18 protein-coding genes, 1 tRNA gene and 1 riboswitch are annotated in these 22,020 nt (G+C 69.4%); of the genes, 7 read left to right on the top strand and 12 right to left on the bottom strand.

Going from position 1 to position 22,020, the window contains the following annotated elements:
* Nucleotides 1–245 precede the first annotated feature (245 nt).
* Nucleotides 246–2,078 carry a glutamine--fructose-6-phosphate transaminase (isomerizing) gene (gene glmS / locus SPK54_RS12600; protein ID WP_330948239.1) on the top strand — a complete coding sequence of 611 codons (1,833 nt, stop codon included), beginning with the start codon at nucleotides 246–248 and terminating at the stop codon, nucleotides 2,076–2,078.
* A gap of 309 nt (nucleotides 2,079–2,387) precedes the next feature.
* Entirely contained in the window at nucleotides 2,388–3,692 is a 1,305-nt protein-coding gene (locus SPK54_RS12595) for a thymidine phosphorylase (protein WP_330948238.1), read from the top strand.
* A gap of 166 nt (nucleotides 3,693–3,858) precedes the next feature.
* On the opposite strand, the gene SPK54_RS12590 is transcribed toward SPK54_RS12595, so the two are convergent.
* From SPK54_RS12590 to SPK54_RS12555, 8 genes are all read right to left on the bottom strand, one after another.
* Complete coding sequence (locus SPK54_RS12590) at nucleotides 3,859–4,269, bottom strand: cytidine deaminase (protein ID WP_330948237.1); 411 nt, start codon at nucleotides 4,267–4,269, stop codon at nucleotides 3,859–3,861.
* Between the two features lie 130 nt (nucleotides 4,270–4,399).
* Nucleotides 4,400–5,110: an ABC transporter ATP-binding protein gene (locus SPK54_RS12585; RefSeq protein WP_330948236.1), complete on the bottom strand. Its 711-nt coding sequence runs from the start codon at nucleotides 5,108–5,110 to the stop codon at nucleotides 4,400–4,402.
* A 2-nt stretch (nucleotides 5,111–5,112) separates the two neighbouring features.
* On the bottom strand, nucleotides 5,113–6,315 hold the full coding sequence (locus SPK54_RS12580) for an ABC transporter permease (RefSeq protein WP_330948235.1): 1,203 nt from the start codon (nucleotides 6,313–6,315) through the stop codon (nucleotides 5,113–5,115).
* Nucleotides 6,312–7,463 carry an efflux RND transporter periplasmic adaptor subunit gene (locus tag SPK54_RS12575; RefSeq protein WP_330948234.1) on the bottom strand — a complete coding sequence of 384 codons (1,152 nt, stop codon included), beginning with the start codon at nucleotides 7,461–7,463 and terminating at the stop codon, nucleotides 6,312–6,314. The genes SPK54_RS12580 and SPK54_RS12575 overlap by 4 nt, the downstream gene beginning before the upstream one ends.
* Complete coding sequence (locus tag SPK54_RS12570; RefSeq protein WP_330948233.1) at nucleotides 7,460–8,068, bottom strand: TetR/AcrR family transcriptional regulator; 609 nt, start codon at nucleotides 8,066–8,068, stop codon at nucleotides 7,460–7,462. The genes SPK54_RS12575 and SPK54_RS12570 overlap by 4 nt, the downstream gene beginning before the upstream one ends.
* Before the next feature lie 174 nt (nucleotides 8,069–8,242).
* Nucleotides 8,243–10,126, bottom strand: a complete 1,884-nt coding sequence (locus SPK54_RS12565; RefSeq protein ID WP_330948232.1) for a TonB-dependent receptor — start codon at nucleotides 10,124–10,126, stop codon at nucleotides 8,243–8,245.
* Between the two features lie 126 nt (nucleotides 10,127–10,252).
* A riboswitch (cobalamin riboswitch) is annotated at nucleotides 10,253–10,483 on the bottom strand.
* A gap of 32 nt (nucleotides 10,484–10,515) precedes the next feature.
* Nucleotides 10,516–10,887 (bottom strand): TfoX/Sxy family protein, encoded by a 372-nt coding sequence (locus SPK54_RS12560; protein ID WP_330948231.1) that lies wholly within the window; start codon nucleotides 10,885–10,887, stop codon nucleotides 10,516–10,518.
* On the bottom strand, nucleotides 10,884–11,369 hold the full coding sequence (locus tag SPK54_RS12555) for a GAF domain-containing protein (protein WP_330948230.1): 486 nt from the start codon (nucleotides 11,367–11,369) through the stop codon (nucleotides 10,884–10,886). The genes SPK54_RS12560 and SPK54_RS12555 overlap by 4 nt, the downstream gene beginning before the upstream one ends.
* Nucleotides 11,370–11,406: 37 nt before the next feature.
* Here SPK54_RS12555 and SPK54_RS12550 point away from each other — a divergent pair, with 37 nt between their 5' ends.
* Nucleotides 11,407–12,144, top strand: a complete 738-nt coding sequence (locus SPK54_RS12550) for a TMEM175 family protein (RefSeq protein WP_330948229.1) — start codon at nucleotides 11,407–11,409, stop codon at nucleotides 12,142–12,144.
* A complete protein-coding gene (gene bioD / locus SPK54_RS12545) occupies nucleotides 12,144–12,821 on the top strand; it encodes a dethiobiotin synthase (protein WP_190282023.1) in 678 nt (225 codons plus the stop codon). Before SPK54_RS12550 ends, bioD begins: the two co-directional genes overlap by 1 nt.
* Nucleotides 12,822–12,911: 90 nt before the next feature.
* On the opposite strand, the gene SPK54_RS12540 is transcribed toward bioD, so the two are convergent.
* A complete protein-coding gene (locus SPK54_RS12540) occupies nucleotides 12,912–16,076 on the bottom strand; it encodes an efflux RND transporter permease subunit (protein WP_330948228.1) in 3,165 nt (1,054 codons plus the stop codon).
* Nucleotides 16,077–16,154: 78 nt separating this feature from the next.
* Complete coding sequence (locus tag SPK54_RS12535) at nucleotides 16,155–17,345, bottom strand: efflux RND transporter periplasmic adaptor subunit (RefSeq protein ID WP_330948227.1); 1,191 nt, start codon at nucleotides 17,343–17,345, stop codon at nucleotides 16,155–16,157.
* Nucleotides 17,346–17,556: 211 nt separating this feature from the next.
* On the opposite strand from SPK54_RS12535, the gene SPK54_RS12530 reads away from it, so the two are divergent.
* Nucleotides 17,557–19,794 carry a patatin-like phospholipase family protein gene (locus SPK54_RS12530; RefSeq protein WP_330948226.1) on the top strand — a complete coding sequence of 746 codons (2,238 nt, stop codon included), beginning with the start codon at nucleotides 17,557–17,559 and terminating at the stop codon, nucleotides 19,792–19,794.
* 111 nt (nucleotides 19,795–19,905) lie between these two features.
* Here SPK54_RS12530 and SPK54_RS12525 read toward each other — a convergent pair whose 3' ends face one another.
* A complete protein-coding gene (locus SPK54_RS12525; protein ID WP_330948225.1) occupies nucleotides 19,906–20,301 on the bottom strand; it encodes a phasin family protein in 396 nt (131 codons plus the stop codon).
* Between the two features lie 150 nt (nucleotides 20,302–20,451).
* The gene (locus SPK54_RS12520; RefSeq protein ID WP_330948224.1) at nucleotides 20,452–21,000 is read right to left on the bottom strand and encodes an RNA pyrophosphohydrolase; all 549 of its coding nucleotides are present in this window, start codon (nucleotides 20,998–21,000) and stop codon (nucleotides 20,452–20,454) included.
* A gap of 190 nt (nucleotides 21,001–21,190) precedes the next feature.
* On the opposite strand from SPK54_RS12520, the gene SPK54_RS12515 reads away from it, so the two are divergent.
* Both SPK54_RS12515 and SPK54_RS12510 read left to right on the top strand, forming a co-directional pair.
* A tRNA-Met gene (locus SPK54_RS12515) sits at nucleotides 21,191–21,267 on the top strand.
* Between the two features lie 330 nt (nucleotides 21,268–21,597).
* Nucleotides 21,598–21,981, top strand: coding sequence for a type I restriction endonuclease (locus SPK54_RS12510; RefSeq protein WP_330948223.1), 384 nt, complete (start codon nucleotides 21,598–21,600; stop codon nucleotides 21,979–21,981).
* The last annotated feature ends 39 nt before the right edge of the window (nucleotides 21,982–22,020 follow it).

Genomic DNA, 22,020 nt, shown 5'->3' with positions numbered 1-22,020 from the left:
GGAACATGCCAGAAAGTTCTACTTATGGGGTGTCTGCCGATCGGGGAAGCTTACGGGTCCATGCGGGCGTCGGTGGAAGAAGTGTCCATATGCCCTCTTTAGCAATCCGCGTGCCAACTGCAAGTGGTTGATTTCTATTGTGTTGGTGCCTGCGTCCGGTGTCCGGACGCAGGCCTGCGTCCGCGCGGACACCCGCCGGCCCGCTGCGACTACACTTCCCCATCCCCCAACGGAGCAGTGCCAGCATGTGTGGAATCGTCGGCGCCATCGCCAACCGTGACGTGGTGCCCCTGCTGGTGGATGGCCTCAAGCGACTGGAATACCGCGGCTACGACTCGGCGGGCATCGCGGTGCTGGCCGGGGAGGACGTGCGCCGGGTGCGCCGTACCGGCCGCGTCGCGGAGATGGAGGCCGCCGCGCTGGCGGAAGGCCTGGATGCCCGCGTCGGCATCGGCCACACCCGCTGGGCCACCCACGGCGGGGTCACCGAATCCAACGCCCATCCGCACATCAGCCATGGCGAGCTGGCGCTGGTGCACAACGGCATCATCGAGAACCACGAGGCGCAGCGGCAGCGGCTGCAGGCGCTGGGCTACGAGTTCACCTCGCAGACCGACACCGAGGTGGTCGCCCACCTGATCCACCACCACCGGGCCCAGGGCGGCAGCCTGCTGGCCGCGCTGCAGAAGGCGGTGAAGGAATTGCACGGCGCCTACGCGCTGGCGGTGATCGACAAGCGCGATCCGTCCACGCTGGTGGCCGCGCGCATGGGCTGCCCGCTGCTGGTCGGTCTGGGCGACGGCGAGAACTTCGTCGCCTCCGACGTCTCAGCCATTGTCTCCGCCACGCGGCGGGTGATCTTCCTCGAAGAGGGCGACACCGCCGAGCTGACCCGCGACGGCGTGCAGGTGTTCGACGCCGACGACGCACCGGTGGCGCGCGACGTGCACGTCTCCGACGTGTCCCTAGCCTCGCTGGAGCTGGGCCCGTACCGCCACTTCATGCAGAAGGAGATCCACGAACAGCCGCGCGCGATCGGCGACACCGTGGAGGGCATCGTCGATGCCGGCGGCTTCGATGCGTCGCTGTTCGGCAAGGATGCGGCGCAGGTGCTGGGCGACGTGGAATCCGTGCAGATCCTCGCCTGCGGCACCAGCTACTACGCGGGGTTGACCGCGCGTTACTGGATCGAGGCGCTGGCCGGCCTGCCGTGCGCGGTCGACATCGCCAGCGAGTACCGCTACCGCAAGGTCGTGGGCAACCCGAAGCAGCTGGTCGTCACCATCTCCCAGTCCGGCGAAACCCTGGACACGATGGAGGCGCTGAAGTACGCCAAGGCGCAGGGACAGGACAAGACGCTGTCGATCTGCAACGTCCCGGAGTCGGCCATCCCGCGCGCGAGCAGGCTGGTGTTCCTGACCCGCGCCGGCGCCGAGATCGGGGTGGCCTCGACCAAGGCTTTCACCACCCAGCTGGTTGCGCTGTTCGCGCTCGCGGTCACGCTGGGCAAGCTGCGCGGGCAGGTGGACGCCGCGCGCGAAGGCGAGCTGCTGGAGGCCCTGCGTCACCTGCCCGGCAGCGTGCAGCACGCGCTCAACCTGGAACCGCAGGTGGCCTCGTGGGCGGAAAAGTTCGCGCCGCGCCAGCACGCACTGTTCCTCGGCCGTGGCACCCATTACCCGATCGCGCTGGAAGGCGCGCTCAAGCTCAAGGAAATCTCCTACATCCACGCCGAGGGCTACCCGGCCGGCGAACTGAAGCACGGCCCTCTGGCGCTGGTGGACACGCAGATGCCGGTGGTGGTGATCGCGCCGAACGACGCGCTGCTGGAGAAGGTGAAGTCCAACATCCAGGAAGTGCGCGCGCGCGGCGGCGAGATGTTCGTGTTCGCCGACGCCGACAGCAGCTTCAGCGAATCCGAGGGCGTGCACGTGATCCGCACGCCGCGCCACGTCGGCATCCTGTCGCCGATCGTGCACGCCATCCCGGTGCAGCTGCTGGCTTACCACGTTGCGCTGGCGCGCGGCACCGACGTCGACAAGCCGCGCAACCTTGCCAAATCGGTGACGGTGGAATAAGCCGCGTCACCATCGGTCACGCGCGGGAGCCTGACGTGGGCGGGCGGGGTGGGGTCTGGCCGTGAGAGGGCAATTGCATCCCGGAGCTGTCCCGAATCAGGAGGATGACCGGCGCGTTCCCCCGCAGGAGCGCAGCGCAGGGGGCGCGATGCAGGTGCCGATGTGAAAGGGCGATCGCATTGCCGGGTTGTCCCAGATCAAGGAGGGTGATCGGCGCCGCCACTAGTCTGGCCGCGCCGGTCGTCGGTCGCAGCCCTCCATTTCGATGTCGCCTCGCACGCCTGTCCGCGGTTCCGGCCGCGTTGCTGCATGAGATCCTGGCCCGCAGCCGCGCTGATCCGCGCCAAGCGCGAGGGCCGGCGCCTCGACGCCGCGCAGTGGCAGGCGCTGGCCGCAGGCATCGCCGGCGGGGTCTGGAGCGAAGGGCAGATCGCCGCGTTCGCGATGGCGGTGGCCTGGCGCGGGCTGGACGCGGCCGAGTGCCGCGAGTTCACCTTCGCGCTGCGTGATTCCGGCCGCCGGCTGGACTGGCGCGACCTGCCCGGCCCGGTGCTGGACAAGCATTCCACCGGCGGGGTAGGCGACTGCGTGAGCCTGGCGCTGGCGCCGCTGGTCGCCGCTTGCGGCGGCTACGTGCCGATGATTTCCGGCCGCGGGCTGGGCCATACCGGCGGCACCCTGGACAAGCTGGAAAGCCTGCCCGGTTATGACGTGAACCCCCAGCCTGGGCGGCTGGCGCGGGTGGTGCGCGAGGTCGGCTGCGCCATCGTCGGCCAGAGCGCCGACCTGGTGCCGGCCGACCGCCGCCTGTACGCGGTGCGCGACGTCACCGCCACGGTCGACGTGCCCGAGCTGATCGTGGCCTCGATCCTGTCGAAGAAGCTGGCCGGCGGCGCGCAGGCGCTGGTGCTGGACATCAAGACCGGCAGCGGCGCGCAGACGCCGGCCGAAGCCGATGCGCAGGCGCTGGCCGCGCGCATGCAGGCGGTCGCCGCCGGCAGCGGCCTGCAGCTGGCGACGATGCTCAGCGACATGGGGCAAGTGCTGGGGCGCACGGCGGGCAACGCATTGGAGGTGCAGGGCGTGCTGGACCTGCTGGCCGGCCGCCCGCGCTGCCTGCGCCTGCAGGAGCTGGTGCTGGCGCAGGCAGCCCGGCTGCTGCACATGGCGGGGCTGGCCGCCAGCGAGGACGCGGCGTTGCTGCGGGCGCGGCAAGCGCTGGCCAGCGGGGCGGCGGCGGAACGCTTCGCGCGGATGGTGGCGGCGCTGGGCGGGCCGGCTGACGTGTTCGCGCAGGCCTTGCCGCAGGCACCGGTGCAGCGGGCGGTGACGGCGCCGGCGGCTGGCGTCGTGCAGGCCATCGACGTGCGCGCGCTGGGCGAATGCGTGGTCGACCTGGGCGGCGGCCGCCGCGCGCCGGGCGCGGCCATCGACCCGGCGGTGGGGTTGGCCGAGGTGCGCGGCCTCGGGGAGGCCGTCCAGCGCGGCGAGGCGCTGGCCATCGTGCATGCGCGCAATGTCGGCGATGCCGAGCGCGCATCCGTGCAGGTGCGTGCGGCGTTCGCCGTGGGCGAGGTGGCGCCGGCAGCGGTGCCGGCGTGGCATTGGCTCTAGGGGCGCAGGCGCCAGCCCGTCACTTCTTGAACGCGGGCGCGCATCGACGGGCCGGTTCCCAAGCCGCCGCTATTGGGGCCCGCGCTTGCAGCGGATGCGGAAGGGCGGTCACGGACGGTGAGTCGAGGCAGCCCTGCGCGGCACCGCCCCGTCGTGCGGTGCCGGGTCAATGCTCCGGAAAGCTGAAACGATGCGGCAGCAGCGCGCCCGCCGCGATGTCCAGCCACTGCCCGTCCGGCTGGCGGAAGCTCACCGTCGCGTCTTCGCCGAACTCCACCAGCGCCTGCCGGCAGCCGCCGCAGGGGGAAATCGGCAGCGCGTTGCCGGCACGGTCGAATGCGGTGACCGCGATCGCGGCCAGCCGGAAGCCGGCGCCCTCGGCCTGCACCGCCGCGGCGATGGCGGCCCGCTCGGCGCAGTTGCCGAGGGTGTAGGACGCGTTCTCCACGTTGCAGCCGGTGTAGACCTGGCCGGTGGCCGAGCGCAGCGCGGCGCCGACGCGCAGCTGCGAATACGGGGCATAGGCCTGTTGCGCGGCCTGCAGTGCGCGCGTGCGCAGGGTTTCGAGATCGGGCATTGCGGAATCATCTGGCAGTCGGCCACGCATGGTGGCACGCAGCGGCCAATCGCGCACATGCACGGCGCTCTGGCAGCGCCGTGCATCGCTGCGCGCAGGTGCAGGGCGATCCGAGCGCGCCACCGCGCCTTCAGCCGAAGCCGCGGCCTTCGCCGGCTTCCTCGAAGGTCACCCCGTCGCGGATGTGGTAGATGCGCCTGAAGGTGGGGATGATCTTCTCGTCGTGGGTCACCACGATGACCGCGGTCTGGAAGCGCTGCGCCATGTCGTTGAGCAGCCGGATCACCGCCAGCGCGCGCTGCGAATCCAGCGGCGCGGTGGGTTCATCGGCCAGGATCACCGGCGGGCGGTTGACCAGCCCGCGCGCGATCGCCACCCGCTGCTGCTCGCCGCCGGACAGCTGCGCCGGCATCGCCCGCGCGCGGTGCTGCACGTCCAGCGCGGTCAGCAGCTCCAGCGCCCGCGCGCGCGCCTCGGCATTCGCCAGGCCCGCCAGCATCGGCAGCAGGGCGACGTTGTCGGTGACGTCGAGGAAGGGGATCAGGTAGGGCGCCTGGAACACGAAGCCGATCCTGTCGCGGCGCAGCGCACGCAGGTCGCGCACCTTCCAGCCGTTGTCGAAGATCACCTCGTCGCCCAGCTGCATGCGCCCGGCGCTGGGGTCGATCACCGCGCCCAGGCATTTCAGCAGCGTGCTCTTGCCGGAGCCCGAGGGGCCGATCAGGCCCACCACTTCGCCGGGCGCGACCTCCATGTTGACGTCCTTCAGCGCCAGCACCGCGGTGTCGCCGCTGCCGTAGCGCTTGCGCAGGCCTTCGATGCGGATGCCGGTGGCGGCCATGCTCAGCCCCCGATCGCTTCGGCCGGATCGACCTTCAGCGCCATGCGGATGGCGACCACGCTGGAGGCCACGCACAGCAGCAGCACCGAGAAGAAGCCCAGCACCGAATCGCCGGGCACCAGCAGCACGTATTTGGGGAACAGCGGCGCGGCGAAGGTGGCGGTGATCTTGCCCACCACGAAGCCGATCACCCCCAGCACCAGCGCCTGCTGCAGGATCATCCAGGCGATCGTGCGGTTGCGGGTGCCGATCAGCTTGAGCACGGCGATCTCGCGGATCTTGTCCATGGTCAGGGTGTAGATGATGAACGCCACGATCGCGGCGCTGACCGCGGCCAGGATCACCAGGAACATGCCGATCTGGCGTGCCGAGGTGGCGATCAGCTTGCCCACCAGGATCGCCTCCATCTGCGGGCGGTCGTACACGGTCAGGCGTTTCCAGCGCCGGATCGGTTCGGCCACCTCGCTGGCGGCATGGCCGGGCGCCAGCCGCACCAGCACCGCGTTGACCGCGCTGTTGCTGGCCTGCGAGGCGTTCACCGCGTCCAGCAGGCCGGGCACGCCGGGGCGGTTGAAGGCGGGGTTCTCCGCGGTGCGCCGGCGCTGCATCCGGATCGCGTCGTTGTCCTTCAGGAACTGCGCCTGCTGCGCGTCCTTCAGCGGGATGAACACCATCGGGTCGCCGCTGGAGGACACCATGCGCCGGGTCAGCCCGACCACCCTGTAGCGATGGCGGCGGATGCTCAGCGTGTCGCCGAGGCGGAACCCGCTGGCGACGTCGGCCACCGCCTCGTAATGGCCGCGGGTGACCTGCCGGCCCGCCACCAGCTGCGGCGGCCAGCCGGGCGTGCCGGGCGCGCCGGCGGCGATGCCGACCACCATCGCGCGCACGTCGCGCTCGCCCTGCCGCACCTGCATGGTGAGGTAGGTGACGTTGGCGGCCTGCGCCACCCCGGGCAGGGCGTGGATGTCGCGCCACAGGTCGTCCGGCAGGCTGGAGGACTCCGCATACGGGCCCAGGGTGTCGCGCTGCACCACCCACAGGTCGGCGCCGCTGTTGTCCAGCAGCACCTTGCCGTCGTCCACCATGCCGCGGTACACGCCGGCCATGGTCAGGGTGACCCCGATCAGCAGGCCCAGCCCGATCCCGGTGAACAGGAACTTGCCCCAGGCGTGCAGGATGTCGCGGCCGGCCAGGCTGATCACGGCGCGGTGCCCTTGATCCGTTCCACGACGTGGATGCGGCTGGTGGTGGTCAGTGCCTTCTCGCTGTAGAGCACGATCTGTTCGCCGCCGGCCAGGCCCTTGCGCACCTGCACGTTGCCGTCCAGGTCGCTGCGGCCCAGCGCCAGCGGCGCGAACGCCAGCTCGCCGTTGACCAGTTTCCACGCGCCGCGCTGGCCGCCCACGGTGCGGATGGCGGCATTCGGAATGACCGGCATGGCGGCTTCCCGCGGCAGCTGCACGGTGACTTCCGCCAATTCGCCCAGCGGCGGCAGCGGATCGGGCAGTCCGGTGAACACGAGCTTGGCCCGCGTTTCCTCGGTCACCGTGTCCGCAACCGGCTCGATGCGCAGCACGCGGCCGGCGTACGCGTGGTCCTGGCCGGAGCGCAGGGTGATCTGGGCCGGCAGGCCGGCGGCCAGGCCGCCGGCGGCAATCTGGTCGAAGCGGGCGTCGATCCACAGGCTGGACGGATCGATGATTTCCACCACCGCCTGTCCGGCCACCAGCGTCGTGCCGGGGTCGGCGTTGCGCGCCACCACCAGGCCATCCACCGGCGCCACCAGCATCAGGTTGCCGCGCTGCGCCTGCACAGCATCGCGCTCCGCCTGCAGGCGGCGGATGTCGTCGCGCGCGGCGGCCAGGCCGGCATTGGCCACGTCCAGTTCCTGCCGGCGCGCGGAAGCGTTTTCCACGCTGACCAGCTGCTGTTGGGCCAACCGGGCGTAGCGCTGTGCCTGCGCCTGCGCATATCGCTGGCGCGCCTGCGCCTGCTGCAGCGCCGCCCGTGCGCTGGCGATGGCGGCCTGCTGCGCGCCGATGCGGTCATCCAGGTCCACCGGCGCCATCGCGCCCAGCACCTGCCCGGCCTTGACCGCATCGCCCACATGCACGTCCAGCCGCTGCAGGCGGCCGGCGTAGGTGGGGCCGATCCTGTAGCTGTAGCGCGCCTGCACGGTGCCGATGCCGGACAGCGCCGGCGTGATGCTGCGTTTGGCCACGCCGACCGTGGTGACCTCCGTTGGCGCCAGCGGCCCGGAGCGCACCGCGACATAGGCGAACAGCAGCACCAGCGGAACGATGGCCGCGACCAGCAGCAAGGTGCGGCGGGACATCGCAGGCAGGCTCATGGCCAGCTCCGGATGCCGCGGCGATAGATGGCGAACACGCCGGGCGCGTCGCGGTGGATGCGCGCCACGTCGCCGGCGATCAGCGACTGCATCACCAGCCCCTGCACGGTGCCGATGAACAGGGTGGCGGCGACGTCCAGATCCAGACCCGGATCGAGTTCCCGGCAGGCGATGCCTGCCGCCAGATGCCCACGCAGGCGCTGCGCGTAGCCCTGGGTGAGGGTCTGCGCCATGCGCTTGGGGAGGGTGTCGCCGGGTCGCTGCAGCTCGCCGAACAGCATCCGCGGCACCCCAGGGTGGCTGGCGACGAAGCCGACATGGGCCATGAACATCGCCTCCAGCGCGGCCAGCGGGCTTGCGGCCGAAGCCGCCGCGGCGTCCAGCTGCGCCAGCAGGCGCTCGCTTACCCAACCCAGCACCGCCTCGAGGATCGCGTCCTTGCTGGGGAAGTGCCGGAACAGCGCGCCCTGGGTCAGGCCCATGCGCTGGGCGATGGCGGCGGTGGTGATGTCGCCGGGGTTCTGCTCGGCGGCCAGTTCGACCACGGCTTCCACCGTGGCGGCGCGACGCTCGTCGGCGGGCAGGGGGCGGGGGCGCAGGTTCATCGGGGTTCCGAGTGGTGAGTAATCAATTACTCACTATGCTGCGCGCGTACCGCCGGGTTTGCAAGGGGGGCGCCGGCGCGGTGGCGGAAATTCCTACCGCCGGCACGAAAAGGCCCGGCATCGCTGCCGGGCCCCGCATTTCCGCCTGCGCCCTGCGGCGCCGCGTGCTTCAGCTCATTCGGGCTGCCAGCGCAGGCTCAGGGCGTACTCGCGGCCCGGCTGGGCGTACCAGGCGCTGGTTTCATAGCGCTTGTCGAACAGGTTCACCACGTTGGCCTGCAGCGTCCACTCGCGTGCGAAGCGCCACGACACCCGGCCGTCGAGGGTGGCGTAGCCGCCGACCCGCAGGCTGTTGCCGACATCGTCCCAGCGGGCGGCTTCGCCGATGCCGGACAGGCCGAAGCCCCAGTTGCCGAATTCACGGTCCAGGTCGAGGCGCGCGCTGCGGGTGGGGCGGCGGGCCAGGCGCTTGTCGTGGTTGAAGCCGGCGCTGGCGTTGCGTGCATCCAGCCAACCCAGCTGGCCGCGCAGGTCCCATCCGCCCAGCGCCACGCTGGCGGTCAGCTCCAGGCCGCGGATGCGCGCCTGCTCGACGTTGCCGGGGCGGCCGATGCTGGCGTCCCAGGCGATCAGGTCGTCGATGCGGGTGCGGTAGGCGTTGGCCTGCAGCTGCCAGCCGTCGCCGCTGCGCAGCAGCGACAGCTCGCTGCTGCGGGATTCCTCGGGACGCAGCAGCGGATTGCTGTAGCCGGGGAAGTACAGCTCGTTGAAGCTGGGTGCCTTGAACGCGGTGCCGTGGCTGGCGGTGAGGCGCCAGCCCGGGGCGATGTCCATGCCCCAGGCGATGCTGCCGGTGGCGTGGGCACCGAACTGGTCGTTGCGGTCGCTGCGCAGCGACAGCTGCAGGTCATGGGCGCCGAAGTCGCCCTGGTACTGGGCGAACACGGCGCGGTTGCCGCGAGCGGCCGCGAACGGCGACCACGGATCGACGATGGTGGCGCGGTCGCGCAGCCAGTCGAAGCCGGCGCTCAGCAGCTGGCCCTGCGCCACGGTCAGGTCGGCCTGCAGGCTGGCGCTGTCGCGGGTGGTGGTGAAGCGGTTGCTGAAGACGCTGCCCAGGCGGTTGTCGGAATCGTCGCTGTTGCGGCCCAGGGTGAGTTTCAGCTGCACGTCGCTGGCCGGACGCCAGCGCACGCTGCCGCCGACGGTCTGCTGGACGATGTCGGAGTTGTCGACGTAGTCGCCGTCGTAGTCGTTGTGGCCTTCGGCGCGGGTGGCGCGGGCATCGAACTGCCAGGCATCGCCGGCGGCGAAGTCGGCGCGCAGGCTGGCGCTGCTGTTGCGGTAGCCGTCGCGGTCCAGGTGCGTGCCCGGCACGATGAAGCAGCCGGCGCCGGCCCAGGTGGCCGGGTCGTAGAAGCCGCGGCAGGCGTTGATGCCGTCGGTTTCCTGATGGGCGATGTCCACGCCCACGCCGCCGCGCTTGCCGCGCAGGTCGACGCCGGCCGAGGCCTCGCGCAGGCCGTGGCTGCCGGCGGCGATGCGGCCGCGGCCGCGCACGCCTTCGGCCTCGCCGCGGCGGGTGAAGATCTGGATCACCCCGCCGATGGCGTCGGCGCCGTACAGCGAGGAGCGCGGGCCGCGCACGATCTCGATGCGCTCGATCTGCGCCAGCGGCAGGTCCTGCAGCATGGTCAGGCCGGAGGTCGGCGACCCCACGCGCACGCCGTCGATCAGGAACAGGGTGTGGTCGGATTCGGTGCCGCGCAGGAACAGCGTGGACAGCTTGCCCAGCCCGCCCTGGTTGACCAGGGTGATGCCGGCGCGGCCGCGCAGCAGCTCCGGCAGCGAGCGCGCGCTGCCGGCATCGATCTGCGTGCGGTCGATCACCTCCACCGCCGCCAGCGCGGCGTCGGCGGTGCTGGCGGTGCGGGTGGCGGTGACGACGACCTTGTCGAGATCGGTGGCATCGTCGCCATGCGCCGATGCCAGGCCGGGCAGCGCCAGTGCGAGCGCCAGCGGGCTGAGACGGAAAACGGTATCGCGATGGAACTTCATGTTCGTGGATTCTCCGGCGCGCACGCCCGCGCGCCCTGGGATGGTGGGCGACGGCAAACGCAGAGGACAACCACGGACACAGGCGGACGCAGGCGCACGCGCGGGGCCGCGCGACGCCCTCCGCATCGCCATCAGACTGCCTGGGGCCGGTCTCCGGGCTCGCGCGTGGCGCACCCCTTGCGGGATGTTCCCGTCCGGCGCCTTCCCATGCGTGTGCACAGTGGCCGATGCCGGTGTTGTCGCGCTTACCGTTGCGGGGGCAGCGCCGGACTGGAGGCGCGTTCGCGCGTCGTCACCGGCTTCCCGTTTCAACCCGCGGAAATTTTCCGCAAGGTCACCTCAAGCGCGCGCATTGTAGCCTGCCGCTGCGGCCGGCCACTTGTCCGCGGTCAATCGGCGGAGCCGCCGGGGCGGTCGTCGTCGAACAGCGCGAAGGCCGGCGCCGCCGCCTCTTCGTGATGGGTGGTGGTCACCGGTGCCGCGGCGGGGCGCCCGCGCGGCGGCGGCAGCTGGGCGATGGCGGCTTCCGCGGCCTGCACCAGTTCGACGCGGCGTGCATCGGGGACGTCCTGCCAGTGGCAGTCCTGCAGCGCGCCTTCCAGCGCGTACAGCAGGTTGAGGCTGGGCTTGAAGCCGGCCCGGCGCACCTTCATGAAGGCGCCCACCGTGCCCGCCTCGACCAGATCCTCGCGCGTGCGCAACCCGACCTGGCGCAGCCACGCCGCGGACTTGGGACCGATGTTGCGCAGCTTCACGTTCATCCAAGCGATTCCAGGAACGCCCGGGCGATCGCTTCCAGGCCATGCTGGTCTTCAACGGTGAAACGGGCGGGAAGCGGACTGTCGAGGTCGAACACGCCCAGCAGCGCGTCGCCCCGGTACAGCGGCACCACCAGCTCCGAGCGGCTGGCCGAGTCGCAGGCGATGTGGCCGGGGAACGCATTCACGTCCTCCACGCGCTGGGTGGTGCGGGTGCGCGCCGCCGCGCCGCACACGCCCTTGTCGAGCGGGATGCGCACGCAGGCCGGCAGGCCCTGGAACGGGCCCACCACCAGCTCGGTGCCGTCGAAGAAATAGAAGCCGACCCAGTTGAGGTCGGGCAGCGCGTGGTAGACCAAGGCCGACAGGTTGGCGGCGTTGGCGATGCGGTCGCGTTCGCCATGCAGCAGCGCGCGCGCCTGTTCCAGCAGCTGCGCGTATTGTTCCGGCTTGCTGCCGGTGAGTGTGGTGGCGGAAAAACTCATGCGCCGAGTCTAGCAGCGCGCACGCTATGCTGGCGGCATGAGCGAACCCCCCTCCTTGCGGCGCATGCCCGACGGTTTCCTCGAGCGCGGCGAGCAGGTGACGCGGCTGGAAGCCTTCGTGGACGCCGCCTTTGCCTTCGCCGTCACCTTGCTGGTGATTTCGCTGGATGCGATTCCGGACAGCATCCCGGCCCTGATCGAGGCACTCAAGGGCATTCCGGCGTTCGCCGCATCGTTCGCGCAGATCGCGTTCTTCTGGTATTCGCATGCGAGCTGGAGCCGGCGTTACGGCATGAATGACGGTGCCGATGTCTGGCTGAGCCTGCTGCTGGTGTTCCTGGTGCTGGTCTATGTGTATCCGCTGAAGATCGTGTTCGGCGCGCTGTTCTACTGGATCAGTGGCGGCTGGTTCCCGACGCCGGTGCAGTTGGCTTCCGTGGGCGACCTGCGGGCGATGTTCTCCATCTACGGATTGGCCTACGCCACGCTGGCCGGCAGCATGCTGGCGCTGTACGCGCATGCGTGGCGCAGGCGTCAAGCATTGCGGCTGGACGCGGAAGAGACGGTGCGCACGTATGGCTACGCCGCCAGCTGGGGCTGGAGCGTGCTGGTGGCGCTGCTGTCCATCGCGGTGGCGGTGGGATTGCCGGGCCGCATCACGCCGTGGCTCGCCGGTGCGCCCGGCATGGTGTATGCGCTGATGTCGTTCTCGCCGCTCATCGCCAAGGCGGCCATGCGCCGCGCGCGGTCACGATGCGCGGCAGGCATCGCCTGATGTTTTCGATCTACGTCACCGGCACCGATACCGGCATCGGCAAGACCTTCACCAGTTGCGCGTTGCTGCATGCATTGCGGGGCCAAGGCCTGCGCGCAGTAGGCATGAAGCCGGTGGCCAGCGGCTGCGAGCGCATCGACGGCGCGTGGCAGAACGAGGATGCGCTGGCCTTGCAGGCGGCGGGCGAGGCCGGCATCGCCTATGCCGACATCAATCCGTTCGCGCTGGAACATCCGCTGGCGCCGGAACTGGCGGCGCGCGATGCCGGGGTCGAGGTAGCCTTGCCGCCACTCCTCGATGCGCATGCGCGGCTGGCGTCGCGCAGTGATGCGGTGGTCGTCGAGGGCGTGGGCGGTTGGGCCGCGCCGCTGTCGGCATCGCTGATGCAGGCCGACCTGGTGCGCGCGCTGCGGCTGCCGGTGGTGCTTGTCGTCGGGCTGCGGCTGGGCTGCCTCAACCATGCGTTGCTCAGCGCGCACGCGATTGCTGCCGATGGGTTGCATCTTGCCGGCTGGATCGGTTCGCACGTCGATCCGGCGATGGAGCGCGTCGAAGACAATCTGGCGATGCTGCGCGAACGCCTGCCGGCGTCGTGCTGGGGCGTGCTGCCATATGCACCGGATGCGGGTCCGGCGGCGATGGCACGGCATTTGCGGATTCCGTTCCTCGCGAAATGAACCCGGGGCGGGTGCAGCTGCCCGTTGTCACCGCCAAACAAAAACGCCCGGTTCCCCGGGCGTTTTCGTCTTGCATCATCCGCAATGCGGTCAACCGTGCTGCGGTTCCGGCAATGCGTCCGCATCCCCTGCGGCCTGCGGATCGTGTACATGGTCGCGCGCCAAGTACAGGTAGAACGCCGGCAGCACGAACAGCGTGAACAGCGTGCCGATGGTCATGCCGGAGGCGATCACCACGCCCATCGAGAAGCGCGATGCGGCGCCCGGGCCCTTGGCCAGCAGCAGCGGGACCATCGCGAACACCAGCGCGGCGGTGGTCATCAGCACCGGGCGCAGGCGGATGCCCGTGGCCTCCTCGATCGCTTCGCGCTTGGACAACCCCTGCTCGATCTGCAGCTTGTTGGCGAACTCCACGATCAGGATGCCGTGCTTGGAGATCACGCCCACCAGCGTCACCAGGCCCACCTGCGTGTAGATGTTGATGCTCATGCCGGGGAATGCTTCGATGCCGGCGAACTGCAGCACCTGCGACAGCAGTGCCAGCACGTTCAGCGCCAGCAGCGCGCCGCAGATCGCCATCGGTACCGTCAGCAGCATGATCAGCGCATCGCGGAAGCTTTCGAACTGGGCCGACAGCACCAGGAAGATCACCACCAGCGCCAGCGCCAGGGTCAGCAGCATCGCCGAGCCCTCCTGCTTGAACTGCCGCGACTCGCCGGCGTAGTCCACGCTGTAGCCCTGCGGCAGCACTTCCTTCGCCGCCTGGTCCAGGATCGCCAGCGCCTCGCCCTTGCTCACGCCGGGGCGGGGGGCGAAGGTGATCGACACCGCGTTGAGCTGCTGGAAGCGCTTGAGCGATTGCGGCTGCGCGCTTTCCTCGAGGGTGACGATGGTGGACAGCGGAATCAGGTCGCCGTCGCGGGTGCGGGTGTAGTAGTTCTCCAGCGCCGAGGCGTTCAAGCGGTCGCTGCGCTGCACCTGCGGGATCACCCGGTAGGCGCGGTTCTGCATCGAGAACAGGTTGGAATAGCCACCCGCCAGCATCGCCGACATGTCGGCCGCCAGCGTGCGCATGTCGATGCCCAGCGTGGCTGCCTTGTCGCGATCGATGTTGACCTCGATGCGCGGCTTGTCGATCTTCAGGTCCTTGTCCAGGAAGATGAAGCGCTTGCTGGCCATCGCCTTCTGCAGGATCGCATCGGCGAGCTCCGACAGCTGCGAGAGCTCGCCCACGCCGCCGATCACGAACTCGCCGCCACCGCCGCCGCCGCCTGCGCTGGGCAGCGAGGGCGGCACCAGCGCGAAGATGTTGAGGCCGGTGACCTGCGACATCTTCGGCTGCAGCTCCTGCTGCAGCACCGCGTTGGTGGAGCGGTCGCGCTGGCTCCAAGGCTTCAGCACGAAGCCGGCCATCGCGCTGGGGCTGGCGCCGCCACCGCCGCCGAAGCCGCCGTTGAACAGGAAGTAGTCCTGCACTTCGGGCACGGTCTTGGCGATCTTGGTGACTTCCTCGGTGTAGCGCTCCACGTAGTCCAGCGTGGCGATGGGGTCGGCGCTGGCGACCGAGAAGATGAAGCCCTCGTCCTCCACCGGGGCCGGTTCCTTGGGCGCGCCCATGTACAGGAACACGCAGCTGACCAGCACGATCAGGCCGAACGCGGCGATCACCGATTTTGTCTCCAGCGCGCCGTGCAGCTTGCGCTGGTAGGCGTGGTGGAGTTTGTCGAACCGGGCGTCCAGCCAGGCCTCGAAGCCGCGCTTGGCCTGGCCGGGGTCGTGCGGGCGCAGGATCTTGGAGCTCATCATCGGCGTCAGCGTCAGCGCGATCACGCCCGACAGCAGCACTGCGCCGGCCAGGGTGAACGCGAATTCGGTGAACAGCACGCCGGTGAGGCCGCCCTGGAAACCGATCGGCAGGTACACCGCGATCAGGGTGGTGGTCATCGCCACCACCGGCCAGGCCAGTTCGCGCGCGCCGCGGATGGCGGCGTCGAACGGGCTCATGCCCTCCTCGATGTGTCGGTGGATGTTCTCCAGCACGATGATCGCGTCGTCCACCACGATGCCGATCGCCAGCACCATCGACAGCAGCGTCAGCAGGTTGATGGTGAAGCCCATCAGCAGCATCAGGAACAGCCCGCCGATCAGCGACAGCGGGATGGTCAGCGCCGGGATCAACACGCTGCGCAGCGAACCCAGGAACAGGTAGATCACCACGATCACGATGATCAACGCCTCGATCAACGTGCGAATCACTTCGTCGATGGCGTCCTGGATCGCCTCGGTGCTGTCGTACGGGATGTTCGCTTCCATGCCCTGCGGCAGCTGCGGCACGATTTCGTTGTCCCAGACCTTGCGCATCGCCTTGATGACGTCCAGCGAGTTGGCGTCCGGGGCCACGTAGATGCCCATGAAGGTGGCGGACTCGCCATTGATGCGTACGGAGGTGCCGTAGCTTTCCGAACCCAGTGCCACGTCGGCGATGTCGGCCAGCCGCACGATGGCGCCGTCCTGCTCGCGCACGATCAGCTTGCGGAACTCGTCGGCATTGCGCAGGTCGGTGCGCGCGGTCATGTCGATGGCGACCATCTGGCCCTTGGTGGAGCCCACCGCCGCCAGCACGTTGTTGGACTGCAGCGCGTTGGTGACGTCGCTGGCGGTGACCTGCAGCGCGGCCATCTTTTCCGGCTTCAGCCAGATGCGCATGGCGAAGGTGCCGGCGCCGAGGATCTCCGCGCGCTGCACGCCGTCCACCGTCACCAGCTTGGGCTGGATCACCCGGGTCAGGTAATCGGTGATCTGGTTGTTGTCCAGCGTCTCGCTGGCGAACGACACGTACATCGCCGCGATCTGTTCGCCCTGCTGCAGGTCGATCACCGGGTCTTCCGACTGCGGCGGCAACTGCCCGCGCATCTTGTTGACCTTGGCGCTGATCTGGGTGAGCGCTTCGCTGGGGTCCTTGTCCAGCCGGATGTAGGCCTGGATGGTGCTGACGCCGGCCGAGCTGGTCGACGACAGGTAGTCGATGCCCTCGGCGCTGGCGATCTCGCGTTCCAGCGGGGTGGTGATGAAGCCCTGGATCAGGTCGGCGTCGGCACCGAAATAGGTGGTGCTGATGTTGACCACCGCGTTGCGCATTTCCGGGTACTTGCGCACGTTCAGTTCGCTGAAGGCGCGCAGGCCGAACAGCAGGATGAACAGGCTGACGACCATCGCCAGCACCGGCTTCCTGATGAAGATGTCGGTGAATTTCATGGGGAATCCTGATTCAGGGCGGCGGCGGAAATGCGGTGCGGAAGGGGGTGGCCCGCTTCCGCGCTCATGGCCGACGCCTTACCTGTTCTCGACGTCCGGGCGCGCGTCGGCGGCCGGACGCACGTCGTTGTTGATCGTCACTTCGGCGCCGTTGCGCAGCTTCAGCAGGCCGGACGTCACCACCTGTTCGCCGGCCTTGAGGCCGCTGGTGACCGCGATCAGGTCGCCGCGGGTGGCGCCGGTCTTGATGAAGCGCTGCGTCACCACCAGCTTGTCGCCGGTCAGCGGCTTGCCCTGCATGTCGGTCTCGCCGGCCTTGCGCTTGACCTTGCCGATCACGAACACGGCGTTGCCGTAGGGATTGAAGCTGACCGCGGTCTGCGGGATCACCACCACCTCGCGCTCGCTGCCGAGGTCGAAGCCGACCTTGGCGAAGCTGCCGGGGCGCAGCACGCCGTCGGGATTGCGCAGGGTGGCCTGGGCGCGGAAGTTGCGGGTGTTGGCGTCCACCTGCGGCTCCAGCGCGGTGACCTTGCCCTCGAACGTCTGTCCGGGCAGGGCGTCGACGCTGACGCGGACGGTGGTGCCGTCCACCAGCTTGCCGATCATCTGCTCGGGCATGCTGAAGTCGAGGTAGATCGGGTCCAGCTGCTGCAGGCTGACCACCGGCGCCCCGGGTGCCAGGAACTGGCCGAGGTTGACCTTGCGGATGCCCAGCACGCCGGCGAACGGCGCGCGGACGGTCTTCTGCGCAATCAGTGCGCGCTGCGCTTCCACCTGCGCGCGGGCGGCGGCGGCGGCGGCGGTGCGCTGCTGCACTTCGTCCAGCGATACCAGCTTGTCGCGACCCAGCTGCTGCCACCGGTGCGCCTGTGTCTCGGCGAGCTTGGCCGAGGTTTCCAGCGCCTTCAGGGTGGCCTCTTCATTGGCGGTATTGAGCCGCACCAGCACCACCCCGGCGGCGACCGGCTGGCCGGCCTCGAAGTGGATGCTGCGGACCACGCCGCCGGCCTCGGTGGTCACATCGGTGCCGTTGACCGCCACCAGCGTGCCCACTGCCTCGCCGCCTTCGCTCCAGCGCACCGGTTTGGCCGCGGCGGACGACACCGCGGCAGCGGGCTGCGGCATGTTGTCGAAGAAGTTGTTGGTCTGCTTGGCGAAGTAGGCCTTGAGCAGGAACACGCCGCCGAACACCACGGCGACGCCAACCAGCATGAGGGCCCAGCGGAAAGCCGGACGGGGCGGGCGACGGGAAGACTGGGCTGTCATGGGGAAATTCCTGGGAAGGTCGGCAACGCGGTTACGCCAGCAGCGGCAAGGTTGCGCTGCGGGGGAACAGGCGAAAAGAGTGCGGGATCATATACCCGGCGGTATAGTAAATGCCAGTGCAAATGCGACTCATGTGTCAGGGGTCATGATGGCCGCCGCAAGGTGACTTAGAGTTGCGGATTGGCCGGACGGCCGGGGACCGGAAGTGGCGATGGGTCGGACGCGCGGGTGGCGCCAGTTGGTGTTGTTGGCGGGGTTGTGGGTGGCGGGCGGCGTGCACGCGCAGGCCGCGCCGGTGGTCGCCGATGCGCCCTGCGTGGGGCTGGTGCTGGGTGGCGGAGGTGCGCGCGGGGCCGCCCATGTGGGCGTGCTGAAGGTGCTGGAGCGCGAACGCATTCCGGTCTGCGCAATTGCGGGTACCAGCATGGGCGCGATCGTCGGCGGGCTGTACGCGGCCGGCTATGACGCCGCCGAACTGGAGCGCCTGCTGACCACCATCGACTGGGCCGACATGTTCGTCGACAGTCCGCCGCGGGCGCAGCTGCCGATGGAGCGCAAGCAGGAGGACTTCCGCCACCTGCTGGACCTGGAGATCGGCTATCGCGATGGCCGGCTGAGCGTGCCCGCCGGCCTGGTGCGGGGGCAGAAGCTGATGCTGCTGCTGCGCCGGCTGACCCTGTCGACCTGGAGCGCGGAGGACTTCGACGATCTTCCCATCCGCTTCCGGGCGGTGGCCGCCGACATCGTGACCGGCAGGAAGAAGGTGTTCGCCGACGGCGACCTGGCGGTGGCGATCCGCGCCAGCATGTCGGTGCCCGGGGCGTTCGCGCCGGTCAGGGTGGGCGAGCAGCTGCTGGTCGACGGCGGCATGGCCGAGAACGTGCCGGTGGAGGAAGTGCGCGCGATGGGCGCACGGCCGATGGTGGTGGTGGACGTGGGCTCGCAGCTGCTCAAGGAAGATGCGCTGACCAACCCGGCGGTGGTGCTGGATCAGGTGATCACCGCGCTGATGGGCGAGAAGACCGCGCGCAGCCTGGCCACGCTCGCGGATCAGGACGTGCTGCTGCAGCCGGAACTGGGCGACATCACCGCGGCCGACTTCCATCGCGCCGCCTCGGCGGTGGCGATCGGCGAGCGCGCCGCGGAAGCGCAGCTGACGAAGCTGCGCGCGCTGGCGCTGCCGGCTGCGGACTACGCCGCGCTGCGCGCGCGACAGCGGCACCGCGCGTTCGATCCGGGGCTGCTTGCCTTCCTCGACGTGGAGCCGGGTCAGACCCCCTCGGCCACCCGCCGGGTGGCCTGGGCTACCGCGCCGCTGGTGGGCCGCCCCTTCGAAGTGTCCGCGGTCGAGCGGGCAATCGGCGCCGCCTACGGCGACGAGCGCTTCCAGACCATCGACTACCGGCTGCTGGAGCGCGATGGCCGGGCCGGCCTGGTGGTGCAGCCAAGGCAGAAGCCGTGGGACGCCTCAGGCCGGGTGGGGTTGCAGCTGGACGACGACTTCAACGGCCGCAGCGACTACCTGCTGTCGGCCGAGCTGGTGTTCAACGACGTCAACCGGATCGGCGGCAAGTGGCGCAACCTGATCCAGCTGGGGCGCATCACCGGCCTGCGCAGCGAGATCTACCAGCCATTCGGCGCGCGCGGGGCGTTCTACCTGCGACCGGCGCTGGAAGTGCGCAGCGAATCGCTGCCGCTGTGGCAGCAGGGCAACCAGCTGGCCGAGTACCGGCTGCTGCGGCGGGAGTTCGACTTCGGTCTGGGCTACTCGCCGCAGCCCGCCTGGCGGATGGAGCTGGCGCTGGTCGGCGGCCGCGACAGCGCGCGCCTGGACGTGGGTGGCGCCGGGCTGGTGCGGGCGGGATCGGAGAGCTTCGCCGGACTGCGCGCCGGCGCGACCTGGGACACCCTGGACAGCGTCGATTTCCCCACCCGCGGTGGCCGCGTCGATCTCGAACTGCTGTCCCTGCATCCCTGGGCTGGCACTAGTGCCGATGGCGAGGTGGCGCGGGCTTCGCTGGACTGGGCGGTGGCGTGGAAGCGCTATCACCTCCTGCTCGGCACGCGGCTGGCCAGCGCGCTGGAGGACGATGCCGGCGGCCTGCGTTCGCAGACCTTCCTTGGCGGATTCCTGAACCTGTCCGGTTATGCGGAGCGTTCGCTGGTCGGCAGCCAGGCGGCACTGGCGCGGGCGGTGTTCTATCGCCGCACCGGCGATACCAGCCGGTTGTTCTCGCTGCCGCTCTACGTGGGCGCCAGCGTCGAGGCAGGCAACGTGTGGAATGCCCGCAGTGCGTTCGGGCGTGGCAGCGCGGTGGTTGCGGGCAGCCTGTTCGGCGGCCTGGACACCCCTCTGGGGCCAGTGTTCCTGGGATTCGGCCGCAACAGCAGCGGCGCCGATTCGTGGTACCTGAGCTTCGGTTCGATGCTGCGCCAGGAGCCGCGCTGAGCCGGGGCGCCGGACGCAGACAAAAAAACCCGGCGGCCGAAACGGCCACCGGGCGATCGGACGCAGGATCCGAAGGGGGAGCGGATCCTGCGCCAGTCCCTGGGGGAGGGATTACTTGGCGGACTTCGAGGCGGCCTTGGTGGCCTTCTCGACTTCGGCCTTGACCTGCGCGCCAGCCTGCTCGAACTGGCTCTTGGCCAGGGTGCCGATGGCCTCGTTGGTCTTCAGGGTGCCGGCGAAGGCTTCCTGCGCGGCGCCGAAGCTGCGCTCGGCGTTGGCGCGGGCCACCTGGATGCCCTTCGGCCACACGGCCTTGAGGTCTTCGGCGTCGCGCACGTCGATCAGCTCGCCGGCGAAGGCGAAGGTGGCATTGAGGTTCTCGCCCATCGCGGCCAGCTGCAGGCCGAACGCCTTCTCCGCGTTCTCGAGGGCCAGGCGGTTGATGCTGGCGGCGGCTTCGGCGAACTGGCTGGTGGCCTTGTTGAACTGGTCGTTGAACTGGTACATGGGTGGTCTCCTGGCGTTGCCGTTGCACCGGATGGGGGAATCTCCGGTTTGTGCGGTGCAACATACGGCAGGAATTGTTGCGATGCAACAATGCGCCGACAAGCGGTCGCCGCGCGTTCAGCTAAGCGGGCGTCGTGCGGGCAGACGGCCTCAGCGACGGGGGCCGTGGCCGGAGCGCAAGGGCGTGGTGGCCACGGCAAGCTCGGGAATCGCGTCCTGGCCGGCCACGTCGCGGGCCATCGGTGCCAGGTGGCTCAGGGCGCGGGTATAGACGGTGCGCTTGAAGGTCACCACGTGCTCCAGCGGGTACCAGAAGTGCACCCAGCGCCAGCCGTCGAATTCAGGGCTTTCGGTCAGGTCCAGCCGCAGGTCGGCATCGCTGCCATTGAACCGCAGCAGGAACCAGACCTGCTTCTGGCCGATGCAGACCAGCCGGTCGCGATGGCGGATGGCGTGCGGCGGCAGCCGGTAGCGCAGCCAGCCGGGGGTGGCGCCCAGCACTTCGACGTGCCGCGGCAGCAGCCCGGTTTCTTCCTGCAGCTCGCGGTACATCGCCTCCAGCGGGGTCTCGTCGCTGTTGATCCCGCCCTGCGGGAACTGCCAGCCGTCCCGGCGCACGCGTCGCGCCCAGAACACCCGCCCGTCCTCGTGCATCAGCACGATGCCCACGTTGGGCCGAAACCCGTCCGGATCGATCACGATGCGGACTCCAGAAATCCACTGTCCCCGACTCTGCCAGCCGGGCCGTGAAGCCGCAACCGCCCGCTGCGCCAATTGACGACAGTCGGCAAACCCGGAATAATTCCGGGTTCGCGTTGGCTATGTAGCTCAGACGGTTAGAGCGCGAGACTCATAATGTCGGGGTCAACGCAAACAATTTGGGAAATCTGGCTATGTAGCTCAGCCGGTTAGAGCACAGCACTCATAATGCTGGGGTCGGTGGTTCGAGTCCACCCATAGCCACCAGAGTTTCCCTAAAAATCAATGCGTTAGATGACTAAAGCCCGCCTCGAAAGCGGGCTTTTTTGTGCCAGTTCGACTGTCACAGCCAACTTGCAGGCCACTTCTGAAGGATCGCCACTGGTCATCCCCGGAACCCGCCGGAATGGCTTGTGACAGGTTCTGTGACAGTTACATGTGTCACAGCAACAGCCAGACCCGCGAAAGCGACCCCAACACTGGAATCTGGCACACCTGCACGACGGTGCCATCGACGGGCTCGCGCTCCACGACCCCCAATTCCGTGAGCCATTCGGCGGCATACTGCCCTGGGGGACATCGGGACTGCGCAAGGTAATGAAGGAACATCACCTCGAAGACGCTTGCCTGGAGTGGCTGGCCAACACGGGCTGGGCCATCGCCGAGGGCGAGGCAGTTGCGCCAGGTGGCGAGATGGGCGTGCGCGATCGCTGGTCAGACGTGGTGCTGGCGCCGCGGCTCCGCGAAGCCACCATCCGCCTCAATCCCCAACTCCCGGCATCCGATGTAGACGCTGTGGTGATGAAGATCGCCGGCTATGGGCACCAGTCCCTGGTTGACGGCAACCGAGAGCTCTACGACTGGCTGCGTAACGGCGTGCCCCTTGAGTGCAATGCCAGCGACGGCCGACGCGAGGTGCTGCGCGTCCCGGTGATCGACACTGATGACCACAACGACCTGCTAGCTGTGATCTCTCAGTAGGTTGTTCATCCGGGGCATCTCTGGAAGATGGGGGTTACG

It is taken from the genome of Thermomonas sp. LB-4 (assembly GCF_036409385.1).
Taxonomy (GTDB): Bacteria; Pseudomonadota; Gammaproteobacteria; order Xanthomonadales; family Xanthomonadaceae; genus Thermomonas.
Note: the sequence above shows the minus strand (reverse complement) of the source record. Positions and strands in the feature narration are given on the sequence as shown.

What these genes read in the sequence shown, in the direction of transcription:
- glmS (WP_330948239.1), top strand. Translation starts at nt 246, where the DNA reads ATGTGTGGAATCGTCGGCGCCATCGCCAACCGTGACGTGGTGCCCCTG.
- SPK54_RS12595 (WP_330948238.1), top strand. Translation starts at nt 2,388, where the DNA reads ATGAGATCCTGGCCCGCAGCCGCGCTGATCCGCGCCAAGCGCGAGGGC.
- SPK54_RS12590 (WP_330948237.1), bottom strand. Translation starts at nt 4,269, where the DNA reads ATGCCCGATCTCGAAACCCTGCGCACGCGCGCACTGCAGGCCGCGCAA.
- SPK54_RS12585 (WP_330948236.1), bottom strand. Translation starts at nt 5,110, where the DNA reads ATGGCCGCCACCGGCATCCGCATCGAAGGCCTGCGCAAGCGCTACGGC.
- SPK54_RS12575 (WP_330948234.1), bottom strand. Translation starts at nt 7,463, where the DNA reads ATGAGCCTGCCTGCGATGTCCCGCCGCACCTTGCTGCTGGTCGCGGCC.
- SPK54_RS12570 (WP_330948233.1), bottom strand. Translation starts at nt 8,068, where the DNA reads ATGAACCTGCGCCCCCGCCCCCTGCCCGCCGACGAGCGTCGCGCCGCC.
- SPK54_RS12565 (WP_330948232.1), bottom strand. Translation starts at nt 10,126, where the DNA reads ATGAAGTTCCATCGCGATACCGTTTTCCGTCTCAGCCCGCTGGCGCTC.
- SPK54_RS12560 (WP_330948231.1), bottom strand. Translation starts at nt 10,887, where the DNA reads ATGAACGTGAAGCTGCGCAACATCGGTCCCAAGTCCGCGGCGTGGCTG.
- SPK54_RS12555 (WP_330948230.1), bottom strand. Translation starts at nt 11,369, where the DNA reads ATGAGTTTTTCCGCCACCACACTCACCGGCAGCAAGCCGGAACAATAC.
- SPK54_RS12550 (WP_330948229.1), top strand. Translation starts at nt 11,407, where the DNA reads ATGAGCGAACCCCCCTCCTTGCGGCGCATGCCCGACGGTTTCCTCGAG.
- bioD (WP_190282023.1), top strand. Translation starts at nt 12,144, where the DNA reads ATGTTTTCGATCTACGTCACCGGCACCGATACCGGCATCGGCAAGACC.
- SPK54_RS12540 (WP_330948228.1), bottom strand. Translation starts at nt 16,076, where the DNA reads ATGAAATTCACCGACATCTTCATCAGGAAGCCGGTGCTGGCGATGGTC.
- SPK54_RS12535 (WP_330948227.1), bottom strand. Translation starts at nt 17,345, where the DNA reads ATGACAGCCCAGTCTTCCCGTCGCCCGCCCCGTCCGGCTTTCCGCTGG.
- SPK54_RS12530 (WP_330948226.1), top strand. Translation starts at nt 17,557, where the DNA reads ATGGGTCGGACGCGCGGGTGGCGCCAGTTGGTGTTGTTGGCGGGGTTG.
- SPK54_RS12525 (WP_330948225.1), bottom strand. Translation starts at nt 20,301, where the DNA reads ATGTACCAGTTCAACGACCAGTTCAACAAGGCCACCAGCCAGTTCGCC.
- SPK54_RS12510 (WP_330948223.1), top strand. Translation starts at nt 21,598, where the DNA reads ATGAAGGAACATCACCTCGAAGACGCTTGCCTGGAGTGGCTGGCCAAC.